This window comes from Bacillus sp. CD3-5 (genome assembly GCF_006349665.1).
Taxonomy (GTDB): domain Bacteria; phylum Bacillota; class Bacilli; order Bacillales; family Bacillaceae_G; genus Bacillus_A; species Bacillus_A paranthracis.
Genome location: NZ_VEPX01000002.1, coordinates 418,006 through 441,855 on the forward strand (window position 1 = coordinate 418,006; position 23,850 = coordinate 441,855).

23 protein-coding genes are annotated in these 23,850 nt (G+C 34.4%); 2 read left to right on the top strand and 21 right to left on the bottom strand.

Annotated features, from left to right (window positions below; translation table 11 throughout):
• The 8 genes from cydD to FH036_RS07220 all read right to left on the bottom strand — a co-directional run bounded on the left by cydD (position 1) and on the right by FH036_RS07220 (position 7,810).
• Positions 1 to 1,716: a thiol reductant ABC exporter subunit CydD gene (gene cydD / locus FH036_RS07185; protein ID WP_139895572.1), complete on the bottom strand. Its 1,716-nt coding sequence runs from the start codon at positions 1,714 to 1,716 to the stop codon at positions 1 to 3.
• Positions 1,716 to 2,732 carry a cytochrome d ubiquinol oxidase subunit II gene (cydB, locus tag FH036_RS07190; RefSeq protein WP_000950061.1) on the bottom strand — a complete coding sequence of 339 codons (1,017 nt, stop codon included), beginning with the start codon at positions 2,730 to 2,732 and terminating at the stop codon, positions 1,716 to 1,718. Before cydB ends, cydD begins: the two co-directional genes overlap by 1 nt.
• Positions 2,719 to 4,122 (bottom strand): cytochrome ubiquinol oxidase subunit I, encoded by a 1,404-nt coding sequence (gene cydA / locus FH036_RS07195; RefSeq protein ID WP_000448885.1) that lies wholly within the window; start codon positions 4,120 to 4,122, stop codon positions 2,719 to 2,721. Before cydA ends, cydB begins: the two co-directional genes overlap by 14 nt.
• A gap of 601 nt (positions 4,123 to 4,723) precedes the next feature.
• On the bottom strand, positions 4,724 to 5,779 hold the full coding sequence (locus FH036_RS07200) for an LLM class flavin-dependent oxidoreductase (RefSeq protein ID WP_139895573.1): 1,056 nt from the start codon (positions 5,777 to 5,779) through the stop codon (positions 4,724 to 4,726).
• Between the two features lie 120 nt (positions 5,780 to 5,899).
• Positions 5,900 to 6,343, bottom strand: coding sequence for a MarR family winged helix-turn-helix transcriptional regulator (locus FH036_RS07205; protein WP_001205516.1), 444 nt, complete (start codon positions 6,341 to 6,343; stop codon positions 5,900 to 5,902).
• Positions 6,344 to 6,496: 153 nt separating this feature from the next.
• A complete protein-coding gene (locus tag FH036_RS07210) occupies positions 6,497 to 6,820 on the bottom strand; it encodes a carboxymuconolactone decarboxylase family protein (protein ID WP_000980847.1) in 324 nt (107 codons plus the stop codon).
• A 1-nt stretch (position 6,821) separates the two neighbouring features.
• On the bottom strand, positions 6,822 to 7,229 hold the full coding sequence (locus tag FH036_RS07215; protein ID WP_001117246.1) for a tautomerase family protein: 408 nt from the start codon (positions 7,227 to 7,229) through the stop codon (positions 6,822 to 6,824).
• 41 nt (positions 7,230 to 7,270) lie between these two features.
• A complete protein-coding gene (locus FH036_RS07220) occupies positions 7,271 to 7,810 on the bottom strand; it encodes a DUF4865 family protein (RefSeq protein WP_139895574.1) in 540 nt (179 codons plus the stop codon).
• A 120-nt stretch (positions 7,811 to 7,930) separates the two neighbouring features.
• On the opposite strand from FH036_RS07220, the gene FH036_RS07225 reads away from it, so the two are divergent.
• The gene (locus FH036_RS07225) at positions 7,931 to 8,719 is read left to right on the top strand and encodes a LysR family transcriptional regulator (protein WP_070805789.1); all 789 of its coding nucleotides are present in this window, start codon (positions 7,931 to 7,933) and stop codon (positions 8,717 to 8,719) included.
• Positions 8,720 to 8,817: 98 nt separating this feature from the next.
• Here the strand turns inward: FH036_RS07225 and FH036_RS07230 are convergent, their stop codons facing one another.
• From FH036_RS07230 to FH036_RS07280, 11 genes are all read right to left on the bottom strand, one after another.
• On the bottom strand, positions 8,818 to 9,771 hold the full coding sequence (locus FH036_RS07230; RefSeq protein WP_061536843.1) for a branched-chain amino acid ABC transporter permease: 954 nt from the start codon (positions 9,769 to 9,771) through the stop codon (positions 8,818 to 8,820).
• Positions 9,772 to 9,820: 49 nt separating this feature from the next.
• Positions 9,821 to 10,681 carry a branched-chain amino acid ABC transporter permease gene (locus FH036_RS07235; protein ID WP_000382789.1) on the bottom strand — a complete coding sequence of 287 codons (861 nt, stop codon included), beginning with the start codon at positions 10,679 to 10,681 and terminating at the stop codon, positions 9,821 to 9,823.
• Positions 10,682 to 10,702: 21 nt separating this feature from the next.
• Positions 10,703 to 11,404 carry a branched-chain amino acid ABC transporter ATP-binding protein gene (locus FH036_RS07240; RefSeq protein WP_001196703.1) on the bottom strand — a complete coding sequence of 234 codons (702 nt, stop codon included), beginning with the start codon at positions 11,402 to 11,404 and terminating at the stop codon, positions 10,703 to 10,705.
• The gene (locus tag FH036_RS07245; RefSeq protein ID WP_000149327.1) at positions 11,382 to 12,155 is read right to left on the bottom strand and encodes an ABC transporter ATP-binding protein; all 774 of its coding nucleotides are present in this window, start codon (positions 12,153 to 12,155) and stop codon (positions 11,382 to 11,384) included. The genes FH036_RS07240 and FH036_RS07245 overlap by 23 nt, the downstream gene beginning before the upstream one ends.
• 90 nt (positions 12,156 to 12,245) lie before the next feature.
• The gene (locus FH036_RS07250) at positions 12,246 to 13,463 is read right to left on the bottom strand and encodes a substrate-binding domain-containing protein (RefSeq protein ID WP_139895575.1); all 1,218 of its coding nucleotides are present in this window, start codon (positions 13,461 to 13,463) and stop codon (positions 12,246 to 12,248) included.
• A gap of 179 nt (positions 13,464 to 13,642) precedes the next feature.
• A complete protein-coding gene (locus tag FH036_RS07255) occupies positions 13,643 to 14,638 on the bottom strand; it encodes a 3-oxoacyl-ACP synthase (RefSeq protein WP_139895576.1) in 996 nt (331 codons plus the stop codon).
• Complete coding sequence (locus tag FH036_RS07260; protein WP_000219484.1) at positions 14,638 to 15,054, bottom strand: MaoC family dehydratase; 417 nt, start codon at positions 15,052 to 15,054, stop codon at positions 14,638 to 14,640. Before FH036_RS07260 ends, FH036_RS07255 begins: the two co-directional genes overlap by 1 nt.
• A 4-nt stretch (positions 15,055 to 15,058) precedes the next feature.
• Positions 15,059 to 16,549 (bottom strand): o-succinylbenzoate--CoA ligase, encoded by a 1,491-nt coding sequence (locus FH036_RS07265; RefSeq protein WP_139895577.1) that lies wholly within the window; start codon positions 16,547 to 16,549, stop codon positions 15,059 to 15,061.
• A gap of 15 nt (positions 16,550 to 16,564) precedes the next feature.
• Positions 16,565 to 17,170, bottom strand: a complete 606-nt coding sequence (locus FH036_RS07270; protein WP_130983645.1) for a TetR/AcrR family transcriptional regulator — start codon at positions 17,168 to 17,170, stop codon at positions 16,565 to 16,567.
• 129 nt (positions 17,171 to 17,299) lie between these two features.
• Entirely contained in the window at positions 17,300 to 18,223 is a 924-nt protein-coding gene (locus tag FH036_RS07275) for a CobW family GTP-binding protein (RefSeq protein WP_044790412.1), read from the bottom strand.
• Positions 18,224 to 18,326: 103 nt separating this feature from the next.
• Positions 18,327 to 19,763 (bottom strand): flavin monoamine oxidase family protein, encoded by a 1,437-nt coding sequence (locus tag FH036_RS07280; protein WP_044790413.1) that lies wholly within the window; start codon positions 19,761 to 19,763, stop codon positions 18,327 to 18,329.
• A 201-nt stretch (positions 19,764 to 19,964) separates the two neighbouring features.
• Between FH036_RS07280 and FH036_RS07285 the strand changes: the two genes are divergently transcribed.
• Positions 19,965 to 20,909 carry an L-lactate dehydrogenase gene (locus FH036_RS07285; RefSeq protein WP_044790414.1) on the top strand — a complete coding sequence of 315 codons (945 nt, stop codon included), beginning with the start codon at positions 19,965 to 19,967 and terminating at the stop codon, positions 20,907 to 20,909.
• Positions 20,910 to 20,963: 54 nt separating this feature from the next.
• Here FH036_RS07285 and FH036_RS07290 read toward each other — a convergent pair whose 3' ends face one another.
• Positions 20,964 to 21,977 (bottom strand): AI-2E family transporter, encoded by a 1,014-nt coding sequence (locus tag FH036_RS07290; RefSeq protein WP_001006586.1) that lies wholly within the window; start codon positions 21,975 to 21,977, stop codon positions 20,964 to 20,966.
• Positions 21,978 to 22,155: 178 nt separating this feature from the next.
• Entirely contained in the window at positions 22,156 to 23,766 is a 1,611-nt protein-coding gene (locus FH036_RS07295; protein WP_139895578.1) for an amidase family protein, read from the bottom strand.
• Positions 23,767 to 23,850: the final 84 nt, after the last annotated feature.

Here is a 23,850-nt window from a genome sequence, read left to right on the forward strand (position 1 = left end):
CTATCCCCTCTCTTTCCTAGGAAAATGTAATGCCTCATTCTTTAAAAGCTCTTCATACGTTCCACTTTCTATCATTTTCCCTTTATTTAAAATAAAAATATGATCCATCTGTTTCATCCAGTGAAGACGATGCGTTGCAAGAAATACTAACTTACCTTCAAACAGACGTAACATCGCTTGCTTTATTTCAAATTCAGTTTCAATATCAAGATGTGCTGTAGGCTCGTCTAATAAAATAATTGGCTTTTTACTTAAAAGGGCTCGTGCCATTGCGACACGTTGTTCTTGTCCGCCACTCAGCATACGCCCACCTTCTCCAATTCTTTCATACATTCCATTTGGAAGCGATGTAACAAGTGAACGAAGACCGACTTCATTCATAACTCTTTCCACTTCTTCATCAGTTGTATTTGTTTCATAGAAACAAATGTTATCTTTTAATGAAAGCGGGAAAATATAAGGTTGCTGCGGAATATAAGCAATATTCTTTTGCCACTCTTCACGAGTAGACCCGTCAATTTCCACACCATTTACAATCATCTTTCCACCCGAAGGAGTTAAAAACCCTGCTAATACGTCGATTAAAGTCGATTTCCCTGCCCCACTTTCACCAATTACACCTATAGCGCCAGTGCCTTTCCAAGTAAAATCAATTCCCTCTAATATAGCTTTTTCAGATTCATCATTCTTTACTTTTACATCTTGTAATTTCAAGTTACTAGTTGAATTCCATATTAAGTCTACATTAGATTCTTTCTTCCCTATTTCTTTTTGTCGCTGTAAAATCTCTTCTATTTGCTCCATTGCAAGTTGTCCATCTAACGTAGCATGATAATTTGCTCCAACTTGTTTAATCGGTAAGAAGTATTCCGGAGCTAAAATTAAAATCGTAAGGGCTGGCAATAGTACAATTGTTCCATCTATTAAACGTATCCCTAATCCGACCGCTACAAATGCAATTGATAAACTCGTAAAGAAATCTAATGCAAATGAAGAAAGAAAAGCAACCCGCAAAGTACGCATCGTTGCTTTTCTATATCTTTTACTTACTTTTTCAATCTTTCCTTCGTGTTGTTTACTTTGACCTAAATACTTTAATGTTTCTAATCCTTTTAGCGTATCTACAAAATGATTAGAAAGAACACGATATGTTTCATATTGGCTATCCGCCATTTTCTGCGCTGCTAATCCTAGTAGGATCATAAAAATAATTACGATAGGAATCGTTACAACTAAAATGATTCCTGACTCAATATCTAGTGTAAAAACATATAGTACAATTAGTCCTGGTACGATACTACTTCTAATCATTTTAGGAATTGTTAATTCAATATATGTTTTAAATTTCTCAATACCCTCTATCGATAAGGTAACCAGATGACCTGTTCCAACAGTTTGAACATACCGTGGCCCTAATGTGAAATACGCCTCTATTAATTGTTTTCTCAGTAGCGATCCTGTTTTTTCAGCGAAACGTTCCACTAATATTTGTGACATTCGAACTAGCAAATGACGTACTGCAAACGTGATTCCAAAATAAACAGTTTCATTTAACATAGATTGCACTGCTTCTCCCTGAAATAAAAACGTAATAGCCCTCGCTAAAAACACTGTTTGTGCAATAATACTAAAAGCTTCTAACATGCTAATGATTGTTAGCACTACATATAAAACTCGGCTACCAGGATACGACGGAAGTCCTCTTTTTCTTTTCATTAGTACTCCAAATCTTTATCTGACTTAACAGGTTGTCTAAACACATAGAAACTCCATATTTGACTTCCCAAAACAAATGGCAATATAGCAATTGAAAAATACGTCATCAGTTTTAGTGCATAATCGCCTGATGCTGCATTATAAATTGTCAAATCGTATATTGACCCTAACGAGCTAATTAAGACACGTGGGAACATGCCAGCAAACACACTTGCACTTAGTAAAATGATTGTTAAACTTGTCATAAAGAAAGCCCAACCATCTCTTCTTCTTTTGTTTAATAATGTTGACGCACATAACGCTACAAAAGCTCCGATTGGAACCATAATCCACTCTGTACCATGACCAGTGAAAATATCTGTTTTCCATAACCCTACACCGGCAAAAATAAGAAGTGCTATAATTGCAAGTGGTGCAATTTTCAACGCAGCAATACGTGCACGTTCTCTTAACTTACCTGTTGTACGTATAGTAAGGAATTGCAATCCGTGAACAATACATAACAGAAGAAACATAACTCCTCCAAGTAACGCAAATGGATGAAGTAATTGTAAGAATCCACCTACAGCATTTTTAGTCTCATCAATTGGAATACCTACCATAAAGTTAGCAATGGCAACTCCCCAAAGGATAGGAGGTAGTAAACTCCCTAAAAACATACCCCAATCCCAAAAACCTTTCCATTTATGATTATCTATTTTCGCACGGAATTTAAAAGAAACACCTCGTATAATTAAAGCGAGAAGCATAAATACAAACGGAATGTAAAACCCGCTAAATAAAGTTGCATACCAGTGCGGGAATGCTGCGAACATAGCGCCACCTGCACAAACAAGCCATACTTCATTCGCGTGCCAGAATGGACCAATTGTATTTAAATATATTCTTTTCTCTAAATCGTTTTCTCCTAAAAACCTTGAAACTATACCTACACCGAAATCGAAACCTTCAAGAACAAAGAAACCTACGAATAAAATTGCAATAATAATAAACCACAACTCATTAAGAGATAACATACTCATCCTCCTTATCAAATGGATCATGGCTTTGAGAATCCTGTTTCGCTTTCTTATTCTCATGTCCTTTAATAATACGAACGAATAAGTAAACTGTAATTCCACCTATAATTAAATATAATGATGTGAACGAAACTAAAGAGAATAGCACTTCTCCGAACGTAACATTTGGAGATACAGCATCTTCCGTTTTCATAACACCGAAAACTACCCAAGGTTGACGTCCCATTTCAGTCATAATCCATCCTACTGTATTACCGATAAACGGTAGTGAAATTGCATACACCATTAATTTTAAATACCAAGTTTTTTCAACTAATCGATCTTTTCTTGATAAGAACCATCCGTACGCTCCTAGAAGAAGCATAAATGTTCCACTCATTACCATCGCTCTAAAACTCCAGAACATCGTGTGTACTGGTGGAATATAATCTCCAGGCCCATATTTTTCTTCATATTGCTTTTGAATTTGATTCATCCCTTCTACTTGACCGCTAAATTTATCATATGATAATAGACTTAGCATATAAGGGATTTGAATTTCAAACGAATTTTCTTTCTTCTCTGCATCAATTTTCGCAAATACTGTAAATGGCGCTGGATCTTCACTCGTATTCCATAATGCTTCAGCTGCTGCCATTTTCATTGGGTGTGTCTTAATTAATTGTTGCGCTTGCGCATGACCGAAGAATAATACTAGCGCAGTTGTAAGTGTTCCAACAATGATAGAAATGCGGAATGATTTTTTAAACACTTCCGTTTCTTGCGCTTTCGTTATTTTCCATGCACTCACACCTGCAATAAAGAATGCACCAGTTGCAATTGCCGCTGTAATGGTATGCGGGAATTGTACCCATAATTGTGGGTTTTGAATGATTGCTAAGAAATCATTCATTTGTGCACGTCCATCTGCTGCCATTTCATATCCTACTGGCGATTGCATAAATGCACTTGCAGTTAAAATCCAAAATGCTGATAACATTGTTCCAATTGAAAGGAGCCAAATACATAAAAGGTGAATTCGCTTCGGTAATTTATCCTCACCGAATACCCATAAACCTAAAAATGTAGACTCAATGAAAAATGCTAATAAACCTTCAATTGCAAGTGATGGACCAAACACATCACCTACGAAACGTGAATAGGTTGACCAGTTCATACCAAACTGGAACTCTTGTAGAATACCAGTTACTACACCTACCGCAAAGTTAACAAGGAATATTTGCGTCCAAAACTTCGTCATCTTCTTATAAATTTCTTGTCCCTTTACTACATATAACGTTTGCATTAACGCAATGATAAAAGCTAAACCAATAGACAGCGGAACAAAAAAGTAATGGAAAATCGTTGTTGATGCGAATTGTATTCGTGCCAATTCGAGCGTTTCCATACTACAATCACTTCCTTCATAGTTTTTATAATAAAAGTTAATTGAGCAATCTTATCAAGCTCAATTATTAAGAAATACGAAAAGACAAAAACATTTTGTATGTATTGTCGAAAAATACGAAGTTTCAGTTTTTCAAACTATTTTAATGCTATTTTTTACCTTTTCACTATTTCTGTAGTGTTTTATTCGTTAATCGAATTGTATAATATACCTGCATAGTAAATTCAGCTGATTTTTGACGTATTATTGACATCATTTTGTCTGAAATATGTCTTTTGGTATTTTTTTGAATTAGATTTTTCTTATCGATAAAATGTGTTTTTTTAATATGAGACTTATCTTTGCATCAATAAAATAATCGTTCCTCTCTTTATACACTTGACTTTCCCACGAAAAAATGTCCTATTAACCAATGGATAATTTCGTTGTTTTTTTGTCAAGAGAAAAATGTATTTCTAAAATTCAAACATGAAATATTGTTATTCAAAAATAGGAAATAACCTCCTCTTTTCAGATTAAAAATTCACTTTTTTGTCATTTTTTCAAACTAAAATAAATTAAAAAATACCGAGAATCGATTAGACTCTCGGTATTTTTTAATTTATTTTGCTGTATGTTTTCTAATAGCCGGTAAAATTTCAGTAGCAATTAATTCGATGTTTTTCTCAATTTTATCAAATGGTACGCCACCAAAATCAATTTGTGCCATAAAGCGTTGTTGCCCAAATAATTCATATTGGTAAAGCATTTTTTCAATAATTTGTTGCGGGCTACCAACCATTAACGCGTCACGGTAATCTATTGCATTTGTAAATTGTTGTTTCGGATACCCGCCACCGCGTAGCGTAAGCATACCAGCATTAATGTGAGGGTAGTATTCACTAAGTGCATCTTGTGAATTTTTCGCTGTATAAAATAAACTCGTTGTTGCAACTGGCAAACTCGCTGGATTAAATCCACTTTGAGCAGCCGCCTCACGGTAAGCATCTACTGATCCTTTAAAGTTAATAGCTGGGCCACCTAGTGTTGTTATCATCATTGGTACACCTGCACGTCCTGCTTTAATCGCACTAGCTGGTGGGCCACCAACTGCACGCCAAATTGGTAAGTTATTATTTTTAGCTCTTGGAATAACCGATGCATGCGCAAGCGGTGCTCTGAACTGTCCATTCCATGTTACATGTTCCTCTTTATTAATTTTTAATAAAAGATCCATCTTCTCTTCAAATAACTCTTCATAATCATTCACATCATAACCAAGTAAACTATATCCCCCAATACGAGATCCACGACCAGCCACAATTTCTGCACGTCCATTAGAAATCAAATCAAGTGTAGCAAAGTCCTCGTATACTCGTACCGGATCAGATGTACTTATTATCGTTGCTGAACTTGCAATTTTTATATTTTTCGTTGCTTGCGCAATCGCTCCTAAAATAACTGTATGAGCTTGCGTTGTAAAGTGTGTTTGATGACTTTCACCGACAGCAAATACATCAAGTCCAGCTTCATCCGCTAACTTTGCTGTTTTAATTAATTCATAAATTCTTTGTTCAGCACTAATTTTCTCTCCGTTATGTGGATTTAAAACATGATCCCCAATTGAATATAATCCAAACTCCATTCCTTTACTTGTATTCATACGGTATTTTTCCATCATTACTCTCTCCTTTAATGAAGTGTTATTAGTTTCTCTTTTAAAAACTTTTGTAAGTCCAATGTTTTTCTCTATTGTTTACAACATCACTTGATTAGTCAATTGATGTTGTAAAAAAAATTACTCTTTCGGTAATTCTTTTTTTTCACTGTGCTTATGAACTTTCGTCATTAGCTCGTATAATATTTTCTGTTCTTCTTCATTCAATACATCATCAAAAAAAGATGATTGAAATGCAAGTTGCTCTGGCAATGCTTTCTCTAAGGCAGCTTCCCCTTGCTCTGTCAGACTAATTGTTTTCGTTTTCCAATCTTGTTTTCGTACTATATATCCTTCTTTTTCAAGACGCGTTAACATTCGAGAAATGCCGCCTTGTGTAACAGTTACCTTTTCAGCTAACTCCATTTGTGTTAGTGGTTGATACGTACGTATTTGTAAAAGCACATCAAATTGAGCAGTCGTTAAATCAAAACGTTTTAAAAACTCATTTGACATCTGATTACTTTGGTTCGTAAATCGTATTAAACGTAACCATATTAATGATCCTATCGTATTATCACGCATGTTTGATCACTTCCTATCGTAAATCTTACTATCACTTTACTACGCAAGTGATAAAAAAGCAAGAGAAAAAGTGAAAAATATCTCATTAAAGTATTACATAAATAACGATAAGAAAGAATTCATGTTTAAATGAATTCTTTCTTATCGTTATTCTTAACTTTCCATATCATTCATTGCTATATGTAAAGCGCCTACTGCTTTGGGCCAACCAACATAAAAAGCCATATGTGTTATTAATGCAATCATTTCATTTTCTTTAATTCCATTTTGTTTGGCCAGTCGCAAATGAAATGGTAATTGTTCTGTATTACCAAGACTGATTAATACCGACACTGTACATAAACTCCTTTCTCTTAATGTTAAAGTGTCATCTCGCCACACTTCCTCGAACAATATTTTTTCACTATAATGAGCAAATGCAGGTGCCTTTTCTCTCATTTTCTCTTGAATACAATATTCAATGGATTCATTCATCATTTCACTCCCCCTTCACTTTTACCAATTGCGCCAATCCTTGACCAAACGACCAATTTTCAGCGGCTGTCTCGTTAAGTGTAATAAAAATGTCTGCACTTTTTATACTAGAACATTCAGAAACCCTCAAAGATATTGACTGATACAGATCGCGTTTCTGCTTTATCGTTCTTCCTGGTCCACATGTGATAGAAACATACATCATATTCTCTGTTCTCTTTTCTCCTCTTTCTAATAAATAATATGGATCATATAAAAAATGATTTTGTTGATAAGGTACAAACATTTCAAAAAAATCATTTTCAGGGATGTTAAAATGTTTAATTAATGAAAGATGAATACATTCACCTATCTTTTTCAATTCTTCTTCATTTAATATATTTTCATGATAATAAACGTTCACAAAAGGCATATATTTTCACCCCTTTACTTAATTTAGCATTCAACAAGATATCATTGTGAAATGTGCAAAATCTCATATACTGTAGTACCTTTATTCGTTACCATATCAGGCTTTTCTTCATAAAAATTAAACTTACTATATCCCCCTTTATCTGGATTATATACTATTACATTTCCTAAACAATTTTCTACCTTTTGATCCACAATGATAGATTGAATCCCACTCAATGATTCACTTGCAGAAATACTTCCTTCATATTCAACAACATATCTACATTTCTTAAAATCACCCTTTACATTAACAACTAATGGAACACCTATATTTATTTGTTGCCATCCAAAAGATTGTAAAATATTATCGTAATACCCTTCAAAGATAAATTTGTTCATTCCTTCATGACCATTCCAAATATATAAAGGTGCATAACAGTTATAGAAATTTCCGTCCTTATCTGCCTCAGTAATTAAATAAGCTTTAAAATTCAGGTCTTGAAAACCATCCGTTTTATACCCATTATCCTTTACCCTTTTCTTAATAATCTCCATATCATAATCTTTCGGCAAAATGACCTTATATTGCATTCCAATCATGTTTATCACTCACTTTCCATCTTATATACACAATGATAAACCGATGATTGACTAACGTAAAATAGGTATAAATTATGTTTGGTATCATTTATAATGATATCGTATAAGGGGCTGTGATAAATGGAAATAAATGATCTTATTATATTCAAAACTGTAGCTAGCGAAGGTTCTATTAGTAAAGCTGCGAAAGAATTAGGGTATGTTCAACCGAACGTAACTGAGCGAATTAAAAAATTAGAACAAGAGTTAGAAACACCTTTACTACATAGAGATAACAAAGGCGTTTCTTTATTACCTTCTGGTGACATTTTATTAGACTACACAAATCAAATATTAACGCTAGTAGAAGAAGCAAAAAATAAAATTAAAACAAGTGGGTCTTCTTATATAATCGCAACGTCACAATCTATTTTGACTAATTATGTAAGCAAGCGCATTAAAGAAAATTTTAGGAGTTATCAAATATATGTAGAAAATAGTAGTCATTTGCAAAAATTACTGCAGCAACAAAAAGTTGATATGGTCATTACTTATGAGGATTACCCAGACATATCGTTTAAAAAAGTATTTTCCACTTCAATTTCTATCGGCTTATTAAAACCGAAAGAAAAGTGTACCATTGAATTTTCAAAGGAACTCTTCTTCGTTAGTAATGACAAAAAGTGCCCTTTTAGGAATAAGACGATACAATTTCTAAAAGAAAATAATTTATCTCAGCGCCAACTTCAACAATTAGATTCTTATTCGCTTATAGAAGAGTTTATTCAGGACGGAAAAGGAATAGCCTTTTTACCAATTAAAAATGATAAATTAGTACCAATTGAAGATGTTCCAATTGAGAAATTAGCTGTTCATTTCTTTACGAATCAAAATTCTTTCAAACAAATCCCTGATGAACTATTTAATTAATATAATATTTATAAAAGAACTAAATTTACATACAGCAATAAAAATCCCTCCTTTCCGAATCTAAAAGAGGGATTTTCATATTCTATACAATTGATTTTTCACACATTTTGCTCCACTTCTGCACTTTTCTCCTTCTTATTCCGTTTCATATTCTTCAGTCCCTTAACCGTGCCAACTAATCCTTTCGGGAAAACTAGCAATACGATAATGTACAATACACCAAGAATAATCGTCCATCGCTCAAAGATCGGATACTCTGTAGCTAGTTCTGATAAATAATATTTTAGGGATTCAATAATTCCAGCTCCTGCAATGGCTCCTATTAACGTTCCAACGCCTCCAATCATCGTCATCAACAATGCATTTAATGTCATTTCAATTGAAAATACAGTTGTATTAACAAAGCGTAAAGTGATAACAAATAAACCACCGCTAATTGCAGCTACTACTCCTGCAACAATGCTAGCAATAATTTTATAATGAAGAACTTTATATCCTAGTGCTTCAACACGTTGCTCGTTTTGTGAAATTGCCTTTAATACTTTTCCAATAGAAGATTTTGTGAAAAGACGTAACAGAACAAAAATGATAAGTAAACATATAAGTGTTACATAATAAAACGTAAAACGATCACGAAATACGTCTGGTACACCAAATGTAAAACCATCTCCTCCGTGAGTGAGCCCACGCCATTTTTCAGCAAGTACGAAAAACAACTGTGAAATAGCAAGTGTTAACATTGCATAAAAATGACTTTTCAGCCGTAAAGAAAGCAAACCAATTATATAACTAACAATGGCTGAAATGATAATTGCAGCTACTATCCCTATTAAAAAGTTCGTTATGGATACTCCTTGTCGATCAAATAAAAGTGCTACGCCATATGCTCCTATTCCAAAGAACATACAATGGCCGAATGATACAATTCCTGTATATCCAAGCAATACATCAAAACTCATTGCAAAAATAGCAAAGATGAAGATTTGAGTGAACAAAATTAACAAGCTCCGTGAATCATTTACGAATGGAAATACACTTAAACAAATGAGCATACATACTCCGAAGTATACTTTAATTCGATTTGATGTGCTGTTCACCATTTCACCCCTTTTCACCAACAAGTCCATTTGGCTTCACGATTAAGAAAAACAGTAGCATTAACATATTGATTGCAAGTGATAAATCCGGTATAAAATACGCTGTAAAAGCACCCGCCAATCCGACAATTAAAGAAGCGATTGCTGAACCTTGTACGCTTCCTAACCCTCCAATGATTACTACTATGAAAGCCAAAATCGCATACTGCATACCCATCTCGGCGAAAATAACGCCTGAATACGGTGCTAATAAGAAGCCTCCCAACGCTGCCATTCCTGCGCCTAATAAAAAGACGAAAGAAAATATCGCTTTTACGTTAATACCGAGCGCTTGAACCATCTCTTTATCCATTACGCCTGCGCGTATCATAAGACCTATCTTTGTTTTTTTGAGCAATAATAATAATGCAATGTATATGATAACCCCAATTATGATAACGAATAGACGATATTTAATTAATATAACGCCTCCGAACGTAAAACTTCCTTGTAGCCATAACGGTAACTTTGCCCCAATTGGATTTGGTCCCCAAAATACTTTAATACATTCACTAAGTACAAGCATTCCTCCAAGCGTAACAAGCAGCTGTCGAACATGATTTCCATATACCGGTCTAATAAGGAATCTTTCTAAAATAAATCCAAGGAACATTCCCATAGCTATTGCTCCAATTAAAGCTAACACATAACTCCCTGTCATATTAAATAGCCAAACACCTGTAAACGCTCCCCACGCAAATAAACCACCATGTGCGAAGTTTAGAACACTCATTAAACCGAAAATAAGTGAAAGACCTGATGCTAATAAAAAAATGAGCATCCCTGTTGAAATCCCATTTACAAATAAATTGATTAACACATCCATCCTTCTCACCCCGGATTCATGTTAAGAGATTCCTAAATATTTGTGACACATTTCCTTATCCTCTTTTAATTCATGCATAAAACCGTTATGAACAATTTTTCCGTTATCCATAATATAAAAATAATCACCAATTTGACTAGCCATCATAAAATTTTGTTCAACGAGTAAAACTGTTGTTTTCTCCTTCATTTTCAAAATAGCTATCATTAATTTTTCTATCATAATGGGGGACAAGCCTTTACTCGGCTCATCAATAAGTAGTAAACCATCACTATTAATAAATGCTCTTGAAATTGCTAACATTTGCTTTTGTCCTCCACTTAGGAGTCCGCTTTTTTTGTGCCAAAATTGCTTTAAATCTGGAAATAGTTCAAGCATCCATTCTATTTTTTCTTCCGCTTCTTCACCCTTACCTCTAGCAAGAGCGAATGTTTCTTCTATTGTCAGGTCGTGAAAGATACCTTGATTTTCTGGTACATACCCTATTCCTTTCCTTGAAATTAAATGTGTAGACAATCCATTTACTTGTGTACGATCATAATAAATTTCACCATGTGCGATATGGTGAAACCCCATAACCGAACGTAACGTCGTAGTCTTCCCTGCCCCATTTCTTCCAAACAGTACAGTAATCGTTCCTTTCTCGACAGTAAGAGATACCCCTTGTAAAATATGAAACTGATCTAAATACGTCTCTATATTATTCACTTGTAATAGTGCCACTATATAATCCCCCTAAATAAGCACTTTGTACACGCTCATCTTTCATAATTTCTTCGGGTAAACCTTCAGCCAATAACTCTCCATGAAATAAAACGATTAGATGGTCTGACAAACCTAGTACCATATCCATTTTGTGTTCAATAAGTACAATTGTACTCTCTGGATGTTTCTTAATATTTTCAATCACTTGTAGTATAGCTGGGACTTCCTCAACCGAAATACCTGCCGTCGGCTCATCAAGTAATAACACATCTGTTTTTAAAGCTAATAACATCGCAAGTTCTAGCTTTCTTTTCTCTCCATGTGCCAAATCTTTCGCTAATACATTCTCTTTCTCCTGAAGTAATACTGTTTTTAAGAAACGTCTCGCCTCTCCAACTTGTTGCTTTAATTTTGCTGGACTCGGGAAAAAACTATAGTAATCTTGTACGAATGATTGAACACTTAAACGGACATTTTCAAGTACCGTTAATTCTGGGAATATGTTTGTAAGCTGAAAAGAGCGACCGATTCCTAAGCGTGTTCGATCTGAAATCGATAGTTTTGTAATATCTTGCCCTTTAAAATACACTTCACCTGTTGTGGGTGAAATCTGTCCACTTAGTAAATTAAATAATGTTGTCTTACCCGCACCATTTGGCCCGATAATAGAAATGAGTTTTCCTTTTTGTACAGTTAAATTTACATCTTTAATAACATGATGCTCGCCAAAAGATACACTAAGATTTTTCGTTTCTAGCAAATGTGTCACGAAATTCCTCCCTTTAAAGCTTTCAGTATGAAAGAAATACGTATAAAGAGGGTGTACCCCTCTTTATACGTAAACAACAGAAAATTCAGTCTATTTATTTTGAACTGGTGGTTCTGTTTCTTTCATCGTTAATTCTCGCTCTAACACTGGCACCGGATAATCAACACCATCTTGTTTTTTCAATGTGATAGAATACAGCGTCTGCATCGCTTGATGATCCTTCTCTCTAAATTTCATCTTTCCTTTCGGTGTATCAAATTCCATTCCTTCCATTTTCTTAATTAATGTATCTACATCTGTATCACCTTTTGTTTTCTTTAAAGCTTCTACAATTGAAATTGCCGCTGACATTCCTCCTGCTGTAAATAAATCTGGCACCGCACCATTAAATCGTTTTTTATGTTCTTCCACTAACCAATCATTCACCTTATTTTTCGGGAGTGTATGATAATAAACAGAAAAACCTTGCATTCCTACTAATGCATCCATCGTTTTTAATGCTGGTATATCTGGCGCACCTGTGGAGATTTTAATACCTTGCGCTTCCACATTCATATCTTTCAACTGTTTCCAAGGTGAATTCGCCCCTGCCCAAACGATAAATAAATAATCTGGTTTTGAGCTAATGATATTTTGAATATTAGCTGTGAAGTCAGTCGAATTTGTATCTGCATATTGCTCGTTTACAATATTTGCCCCTAATTTCTTCGCTCCAGCTTTAAATGCTGCAATTCCCTCACGGCCGTAAGCATTATCTTGTGCTAATGTTGCTATTTTCACATCTTTTTTAGCGATTGCCGCCGCACCAGCGACTGCATCTTGAGATGAATTTCTACCTGTTCTAAAAATATATTTATTCCAGTTCTTCCCGGTAATACTATCAGCTACTGCTGGTTCTACAACCATTATTTTTTCATATTCTTCAGCTAGTGGTAAAACCGCTAATGTATCACTTGAACTAGACGATCCGACTAAAAAATCAACTTTCTCTTCTTCTAATAACTTCGTAGCTTTTTTAACCGCTACATCAGCTTTTGTTTCTGTATCTTCTACAACAAACTTAATCTTCTTTCCTTCCACTTTCCCAGTTCCATCCGTCGCATAGTCTAACCCTAATTCAAATCCGTTCACTGTTTGTTTTCCATATGATTCTAACGGACCTGTTAATGATGCAAGAACCCCTACCTTAATCGTCTTTTCATCCTCTGTACTTGTTTTCTTTCCTGAACAAGCTGCCGTTATTAATAACGAACCTAAAACCCAACCAGCAGCCATCATTTTTAGCCATTTACGTTTTTTCATCGACATTGTGATCCTCCCCATACTTTTCTTTCTGATAGAATCAATCTCGCCAAAGTTATCCATCCGTAATTATGACTTTTTCTTTGAATCATACAAACAAATTTATTAAAAAATTAATGAAGTACCATTACATTCGCCGCCCCTTTCCAAATACCTCCATTTCCCATATGTTCATTTGGAATTTTTCACCACCTAATCACAGTAGCTGCCCACGTATACCCAGTTCCTGCACTAACTACTACTGCAATATCTCCGGCCTGTAATTTTCCCTGTTCATTTGCAAAGTGAAGACCAATGCAAGGATCAAGCGCTGACATATGTCCATAATGATCTAAATATACAACTTGTTCTTCTGCTAGCCCTAGTCCCTGTATCAATTCTATTAACATAGAACGTTTTGTATGCAGTGGTAACAATACTTTAATATCTTTAGGAGTTAACCCACTTTTTCTTAACGCCTCCCGAATCACCTTATCAAAATTAGGGATTGAAACCTGATCTAGACGTTCTTTCATACTATTAGGATCTATTACATCAATATAATGCTGTCGATTCTCAACTGTATCATAGCTCGCAACCTTCTTCGATCCACCAGCTGGGATACGAACATCTTCATGAAATGAACCATCTGTTATTATCGTACTTCCTAATATTTCACCGTTTCTAGCGTCTTTTTTCACTAAAGCTGCACTTCCGCCATCAGCGAAATTAAACATAAAACGCGAACGTGGATTATCATAATCTACAATTTGAGATTCTTTACATCCACCTACTAATAATATATTTTCAATTGAGTTATCGGAGTAGAGCATATCTTTTGCGACTTTGAGAGCGATTGGAAAGCAAGAACTAACATTCATAATTTCGAAAGCATAAGCATTTTTCAATCCAAGTTCATGCTGAATTTTTGGGGCACTAGACCATACGTGGTAATCTTTATGTGGACTGCCAAAATAAATGACTACATCAATAGATTGAGGATCTACTTGTGATAATATTGGTTTTGCAGCAGCAATAGCTAAATCTGATGCATGCATCGTTTCATCTGCGACATGTTTTTCATATAATCCAAACTTTTCTATAATAATATGCTCAGGAATACCTGTTTTTTTAGATAGGTCTGCAGCCGTCTCTACGTCTTTTGGGAAGAAAACACCAGTCGCTTCAATCCCAATATTCATTAGACTACTCCTCCTTCTTTTGGCACCATCATTGTAGCTACACCTGTTAATACTAAATCTCCTTTTTGGTTATGACACTCTGTTAACAATTTCAAAACTCTCTTTTCCATCATAAATTCTTGTACTGTAGCCGTTGCTGTAATTGTATCTCCTATAAAAACTGGTGCTGTAAATTTAATAGTTTGCTCCATGTAAACGGATCCTTTTCCAGGTAAATGAATACCAAGCAATTGCGATAATAAACTAGAAGTTAGTAAACCATGTGCTATTCTTTGATTAAATCTAGTTTGTTTCGCATACTCATGATCAATATGGATTGGGTTAAAATCCCCACTCAAACCTGCAAATAATACAAAATCCGTTTCTGTAATTGTTTTACTACATGACGCCTGTTGACCAGTGATATATACCGTCATCTCTTCACCTGCTTTTCAATTGATTTGCTAACTGTGCTTTTTGAATTTTACCAGTTGCATTTTTTGGCAATTCCTCTAGAAAAACAATTTCTTTCGGTATTTTATATTTTGCTAGAAATAAACGACAATGCTCAATGACTTCTTTTTCAGTTAATACACTGCTACTCTTTTTCACAATAAAGGCGATTGGAGTCTCTCCCCACTTTCCATGTTGCCTACCAACGACCGCTACCTCATATACGTCCGAAAGCTTATTAATGACTTGCTCTACTTCAAGTGGATAAATATTTTCACCACCGGAAATTATCATTTCTTTTTTTCTACCGACAATGTATACAAAACCATCTTCATCAACTCTAGCTAAATCTCCCGTATATAACCAACCATCTTGAATCGCTTCTTTTGTTGCATCTAGCCGGTTCCAATACTCTTTCATTACATTCGGTCCTCTTATTAGTAACTCCCCAACTTCACCAACCTCAACTTTATTTTTGTTTTCATCAATAAGTTCATACTCACAAAACAGAACAGGTTTCCCAATCGATCCTACTTTACGTCTTGCATCTTCTTCTGAAAGCATAAATACGGTTGGTGATGTTTCAGTCATACCGAATCCTTGACCAAATAAAAATCCTCTATCTATAAATTCTCTCATCAACTCTTCTGGACACGGAGCACCACCGTTATAAAACCAGCGAACTGATTGTAAATTTGTAGTTTCAAACTTTGAACAATTTATTAATGCTTGATGAATTGTAGGTACTCCCATCACAACAGTCACTTTATGTTTTTCTATCATAGAAAGAGCTTTGGTTGGCTCAAATTTTCTTGGAACAATGATTACACCACCTGCAAATAAAGTTGGAAATGCGAATAAACCAATACCACCAATATGAAATAAAGGCAATAATACAATAGAGCGATCGTGCATAGTTAGATTAATCGCAAATGTATTATTAAGCGCATTCCAAAACATATTTTCTTGTGTAAGTACAGCTCCTTTCGGTTTTCCAGTTGTCCCTGAGGTATAACATATAATAAAGGATGCGCTTTCATTTATCTCTTCAAAGTTATCAATTTTTCTATCTTCTATTTCTTTTAAACTTTTAATCGAAATAACTCTTTGTACATACGATACCTTCTGCATTGACAATGCCATATTTTGAAATGTTTCCTCTACAAATAAAACTGTAGTTCCACTATCCTTCAACTGAAATATAAGTTCATTTTCTGTTAACCGTATATTTAGTGGAACAGCAATACATTCTACCTTTGCTATAGCGAATAAAAGCACAATATATTCCAAGCTATTTTGCGATAAAATAGCTATCCTTTCTCCTTTTTGCACATGTAAGTCGTAAATGAAATATGCGGCTACTTTATTTACATACTCATGTAACTGTTTATATGTCATTTCCTCCTCATCTGTAATAATGGCAATGCGATCTGGATGTAAATAGGCCCGTTTTTCAATCCAATAAGCAATGCCTTGCATATGTTCCCCACTCCCTTATCTCTTTCTCAATCCTTCAAATATTAATGACATCGCTGCTTCAAATACATCTTCTGGAACATCTTTCTCTTCCCAATAACCCCATCGCATACCTAGAAATTGTCCAATTGACATAAGACAATACGCAATTGTTTCTGTATCAAGTTGTTTAAACTCTCCCGCTTCCATACCAGCTGATAAACTTTTTAAAAATCCATTTGCGAGCTTTGCATAGTACCATCTATATAAATTATCATCAACTACTACCGCCTGTTGTACAATGTTATATAGATTAGGACGATCTTTCACCCACCGAAAAAATGCCTGAAAACCTCTTCTTTGTGCCTCTTCATAACTCGATATCCCCTTCATTTCTTCTTTAATAATTAAGCGTAACTCACGGTTCAATCTGCGAATCAATTCATCAAATATATCTTTTTTAGATGGAAAGTAATTATAGAAAGTTCCGTGCGCCACCTTTGCTTCTTGTGTAATATTCACGATAGAAGCCTCGTAATATCCTTTACTACCAAACACCTTTTCTGCAGCACACAATAATTTCTCTCTCGTTTCTAGTCCTTTTGTTGTTAAGTTTTTTACATCCATTATTATTTTTTCTGACACCTGAATCACCTCTTAGATTTGATTATAAATATATTTCTGAATTTTACAATTATTATTGTTAGACAAAATCTGCAAGTGTTTTTCTACATACAAAAAGGCCTAACTTAAAAATAAGTTAGACCTTTAGTCTTAATTAGAATTATTTTCTACTTTCTCTAACCCTTCAGCCAATTGTTTCTTATCTAGCCCTTCCCCTATTACTACTAAGTTCGTCGGGAACCCGAAGTCTTGTTCCAGTAAAGTCGGTACCCCGAACGAGTATTGGAATAAGTGAGGATATTTGTCCCCATGAAATTTCACAAAACCTTTCACACGATAAATACTGTCTGGTAAATTTGAAAGCCATTCATATAAATTGTCTTGATCAATCGATTTCGTAAATTGATACGTCATCGTTTGTATATGTAAATGCTGTTTTACATGTAGTGTCTCACGTTCCCCATCATTCGTAAATTCAGCTTCCTCTATGTCTTCTAAAGATATATTACAATATTTTGTTTCAAACAATTTTGCATGATTATTTATTGCTTTCACTTCTTCAATTACTTTGTTCTTATCCGCATCTGTTAGTAAATCTGATTTATTAATTAAAATGTGGCTACCAAACTTCAGTTGCTCATGTAATAATTGCTGAACGTTTGCACTTAATATACTTCGATTTAACCACCTTACTGCATCTAAAACGACTACAATTGATTTCACTTCTAAGAAAGGTGCTAAAATTGGTGATACACATGCATCTAGCACTTCAATTGGGTGCGCAACACCTGTCGTTTCGATATAAATGACATCTGGTCTTTCTTGTTGATATAACGAATGCAACTGTATTTCAAGCTCTTCTTTTAGCGTACAACAAATACATCCTTTCAGAAGTTCCCTTAAAACATTCTCTTTTCCAATAATATCGGTATCTACCGAGTATTCACCAATTTCATTCATCAATACTGCAACTTTTCTCTTCTTCTTTTTTTCTGCTAACAATAAATTTTGTAATAATGTTGATTTTCCACTACCTAAAAAGCCACCTAATATATGAATTTCTACTTTATTCATTTGATCGACCATCCATTTCTTTATTTCAAGCGTATTCAAAGCGTAATAATTACGATTTATATTTATTATTTTATTAAAAGAGTCGTGATTTGTAAATATATGTTCACTGTTCATTTACTTCATATGCAACTCGAATTCCAGACTCTATTGCTCCTTGCATCCATCCATGTGTTAATGTCGTATGCTCTCCTGCAAAATGTACTTTTCCAGATGGTGATGTAATATACGGAAATAACTCGAGCTCTTGGCCTGGTTCGAAAGCTGTAAATGCACCGCAAGAATACGGATTTTTACTCCAGCTAAAAGATGTTCCAGTGACAAACTCACTATAGACAATGTCACCGTATATTTCCGCTAAATTTTTTAATGCGTAACGAATACGATCTCTGTGCGAGAGACTATCCCATGTTAACGCCTCATCTGCCCACGTATAACTTGCTATAACGATAGCTGGTCCTGGAGTATGAATGCCATAACTCGGATAGTATGTAAACCGTATCGGTAAATCAGTAATAGATTTACCACCACACTGTCCGGCTTTCTCCCAAAATCTACTTTTAAACTCTATCGCAATTTTAGTTGCAGCAATATAATTTAATTCACGAATTGCTCGTCTTTTAAAATAAGAGAATAAATGGTATGGCTGAACTTCTACAAATCGTAACGCTGAAAATGGAATTGTAATAATAGCAAAATCACTTGTTATTGTAAATTGCTCTAACGTTTGTTCATGATTTCCTTGTAACATTACTTTATTATCTTCTTGTATGATTTTATCAACCTTATACGGCATTAAAATATGTTCTCTTAATTGTGGTAAGAATGCATTCGATAACTTATCCATTCCACCAGTTATTTCATAATATTTCGTTGTTGAAGTAAAGAAAATCATTTCACGTAATACTTCAATTAAGGACATTCCCATATAAGCTTCCATATCAAGAAGTACCCCAATCATATCTATTGCACCATCTGAATAATACTCCATTAAAAATGAACCAAGCGAATACGTTTTATACTTTTTTTCAACGATAAGCCAGTTTTTATCAGGATCCTTCTTAATATAATTTAGTATTGGTTCTAATACCTCTAACATTAACTCTTCTGCCGTTTTACCTTTTTCGCTCTCTAAAATAGGATATCCAAGTATACTTGGATTTTTTTCGAATATGCTTAATCTCGTTTTAATATTATTCGTATAAATAATATCTGAAGTAGTTTTATTTATAAAAAGGTTTAACGGTAATTTAAATTTGCGAATGTATGCTAAAGTTAACTCGTGTGTTTCAGGAATTCGCATCGGCCCTGCATTAAAATATAAACCTCTGCTAAACGGTTCACGCATCGTATATATTCTTCCGCCTATTCGGTTATTCGCTTCTAAAATTGTTATGTTATGACCTGCTTCTTTCAATAACAATGCTGCAACTAATCCCGAAATCCCTGCACCAGCAATAACAACCTGCTTTGGATTATTCGTTTTAACGAGCCCTCCATTAATAATATGAAGCATTCTTTCCATCGTTAATGGCTGCATCATGCCCTTTTCCCCTTCAATAAAGGATTTTATTGCATTATATTCGATTAACTTACTTCCTATGTTTCATGCAAAGAATTGCACGGATACATTTTCAAATACTTGAATATCTTTTATAAAATGTAATAAACTAGATATGAATCTATAGAAGTAAGACGTATTATCTTACATAATAAAATCAATGAAATTGCGAGGAATTTTGAAATGAAAAAAGGGATTAACCGTGTTGTATTAGTAGGAACAGGAGCAGTTGGATGTAGTTATGCTTACTGCATGATTAACCAAGCTGTAGCTGAAGAATTTGTTTTAGTTGATGTAAACGAAGCAAAAGCTGAAGGAGAAGCAATGGATTTAAGTCATGCCGTTCCATTTGCTCCAGCTCCAACTAGAGTATGGAAAGGTAGCTACGAAGATTGTAAAGATGCTGACCTTGTAGTCATTACGGCTGGATTACCACAAAAGCCAGGCGAAACACGTTTAGATTTAGTTGAGAAAAATGCAAAAATCTTTAAACAAATCGTGCGCAGTATTATGGATAGCGGATTTGATGGTATCTTCTTAATCGCAACTAACCCTGTCGATATTTTAACTTACGTAACTTGGAAAGAATCTGGTTTACCGAAAGAACGCGTAATTGGTTCTGGTACAACACTTGATTCTGCTCGTTTCCGCTATATGTTAGGTGAGTACTTCAATATTGGTCCACACAACATTCATGCTTATATTATCGGAGAACATGGTGATACGGAACTTCCTGTTTGGAGTCACGTATCAGTTGGTATTCAAAAACTAGAAACACTGCTTGAAAAAGACAATACGTATAATCAAGAAGATTTAGACAAAATCTTCATAAACGTTCGTGATGCAGCTTACCATATTATTGAGCGAAAAGGCGCAACATACTATGGTATTGGTATGTCACTTCTACGCGTTACTAAGGCAATTTTAAACGACGAAAATAGTGTATTAACTGTTTCGGCATATTTAGAAGGTCAATACGGTCAAAAAGATGTGTATATCGGTGTACCTGCTGTTTTAAATCGCGGCGGTGTTCGTGAAATTTTAGAAGTAGAATTAAGTGAAGACGAAGAATTAAAATTCGATCACTCTGTTCAAGTGTTGAAAGAAACAATGGCTCCTGTTCTTTAATCATATATGTGAAAAAGCAATCCAATTTATTTTGGATTGCTTTTTGTTTATTTTCTATTTTTTAATCGATTCCTCATTATTTACATCAAGTACATCTAATAAAAAGATGAAGATTGGTATCCCGATAATAAGCCCCCATATTCCAAGGAAATGTTCTGAAAAGATGAGAATCATAAATGTATAAAAGATTGGTAAATTTGTTTTCGCAGACATAAACTTCGGGTTTAAAAAATAACTTTCAAGAGCATGGATGACTGTAATGAACACAAGTATGTACACAACGTATATAACTCCGCCTACGTTATAAGCAATAATACAAAGTGGAAATAAAGAAATAATCACACCTGCAACTGGAATCAACCCTAGTAGAAAAATCATAACAGCTAATACGAGAAGCTGCGGAAATCCTAAAACAATTAATACAATAACAGTAAGAATACAATTTACAACCGCAATTAAAAACTGTGCTTCAATTACTTTACCGAACGATCTTGCAAACCTTTCGCCAAAATATGCAATCTCCTCATAAAAAATCTTTAGCTTACTCTCTTTAAATTTAGAAGTAAAGGTAATAATACGCTCTTTTTCTAATAAGAAAAAGAGACTTAATATGAGAGACAATAATATTTGTAAACTTACCTTCCCTATATTTGCTATCGATTGATAGATGACATCTACACCTTGTTCTATATACTTTGATACTTCCATTCCGTTAATTGTCGAAAGTGCATATTTAATGATTTCATTATCAGGCGGGTTTTGAAAAAACAATTTAAATTGATAAATCAATTGCGAAATTTGTATCGTTAACACAGGTAAATATTTATACAATGTCGTGCCAATAAAGGAAACTAATATGATATACAAACAGGCGATAACAATTTTCCGGTTCACTTTCAATTTCTTTGAAATAAAACGTTGAAATCGATCCATTAAAAATGTCAGTATAAACGTAATTAATATTAAATTGATCATACTTTTTAATCCATATAATACAAGCGCTACTATTATTAAAACGAGAAACCGTTGAAACCCTCTACTTCGAAAGAAATTTTTCACTTCATTCATTAAGATTTAACCTCCCCCTTCAATGGATGGAAATTGAATATATTACATTTTATGAACTTCTATAGACAATCTTTCTTACTAATTGAGAAGAATCCTTTTTTTCTTTTTATATTGTTAGATTCTATTTATATTAGCTCACCTACTTACTTCAGTTGAGCTCTTTTTTTCGTTTAACCTTTTACAATTTAGGTGATTTTCTATTTTTAGACTGCTGCTCATACGCATATCCAATATTGAAAAGCTCTTTTTCACCAAACTGTTTCCCTACAAACACTACACCGATTGGTTCTCCATTTTTATCATATCCAGCAGGAACCGCTAATTCCGGATAACCAGCTACAGCGGATAGAAGAACTTTATCGTTATTAATCATAACTAGAGCATCCAAACCTTTTTCTAGTAAATATCTATCTAGCTCTTTTCTTGCATTTTCTTGACTCGTTTGCACTACTTTTTCAAACTCATCTTTCGTTATAGCAGATTTTGCAGATCCCTCAATTAATGTTTGTCCATATTTTATTCGTCTATTACTATCCTGTTTATTAAACGCTATAATCTCTTCTAACGATTTTACCGGTACATTTTTTTGCTTTGAAAGAAAATCGTTAACATTATGTTTGAATTCATATTCTAATGTTTGTAGATTATCTACACCCTCAGCGTTTAACTGAATATCATCAGTCAATATTGCACCTGCATCTTGAAGGTCTTTTCTTATCTTTTGTGCTACTTCTTTTCTATTGTCATCTTGTCGATCTATTGAAAATAGTACTCCTACTTTTTTCCCTTTCAAACCGTCTATTGATAAGTCCTTCGTATAATCCATTCTTTCTTTTTCTTTCATTTTTTCTGTCATAGCATCTTTTTCATCATAACTTACCATTATGTTAAATAACGTTGCCGCATCCTTTACCGTTCTTGCTATCGGCCCTGCTGTATCAAGCGTTTCAGCTAACGGAATAATGCCTGATCTACTCACCATACCTAGTGATGGACGTAATCCAACTACTGATTGCTGCGTCGCTGGTGCTACAATTGATCCAGTCGTTTCTGTCCCGATTGCAAGCGGTGCAAAATCTGCCGCAACTACTGTAGCAGATCCAGAGCTTGATCCTGATGTATCAAACGTAATCGGACCATACGGATTCAAATTTTGTCCTTTTTTCCCGCTATATCCGCTAGGCATTGTAAAGGATAAATAATTTGCCCACTCAGACATATTCGCTTTTCCTAAAACAAAAGCACCTTCTTCTTTCAACTTTTTCACAATCGTCGCATCCTCATCTGCAATCCAATCTTTTAACACATACGTTCCTGCACTAGTCGGCATCACTTTTTCCGTCTGTACATTATCTTTTACAATGACAGGAATACCATATAAATTCGATTTTTTATTTCTACCTCGCTCTTGATCTAACTTTCTTGCTTCCTCCATCGCATTAGGGTTTATCTCTGTAACAGCATTTAATGTTATTCCATTTTGATCATGTTCTTGTATTCTAAAAAGATAAATACTCGTTAATTCTTCATATGACAACTTTCCATCATCAATCATTTTTTGAAGCTCATCTATAGTCGCATTTACGACTTCTTTTTCTTTTATCTTTACATTTTCTATGTTAATTCCTTTTAACTGGTTATGTATCGGTTTTAACACTCTATCTTTATCATATACGATACGCTCAGGTTCCTTTGGAAAATAATTTTTATATACGTAATATCCGCCAGCACACGCTAATAAAACAATGCCTCCAGCGATAGACAGCGTTACCTTTACCCATTTCTTCATGTTGCTTCCTCCACTCTATAAGATGCTTAGCTATAAGAAAAAGAGAGTTACCTTTTACTTAACTCTCTCCAATCAAAATGCTAA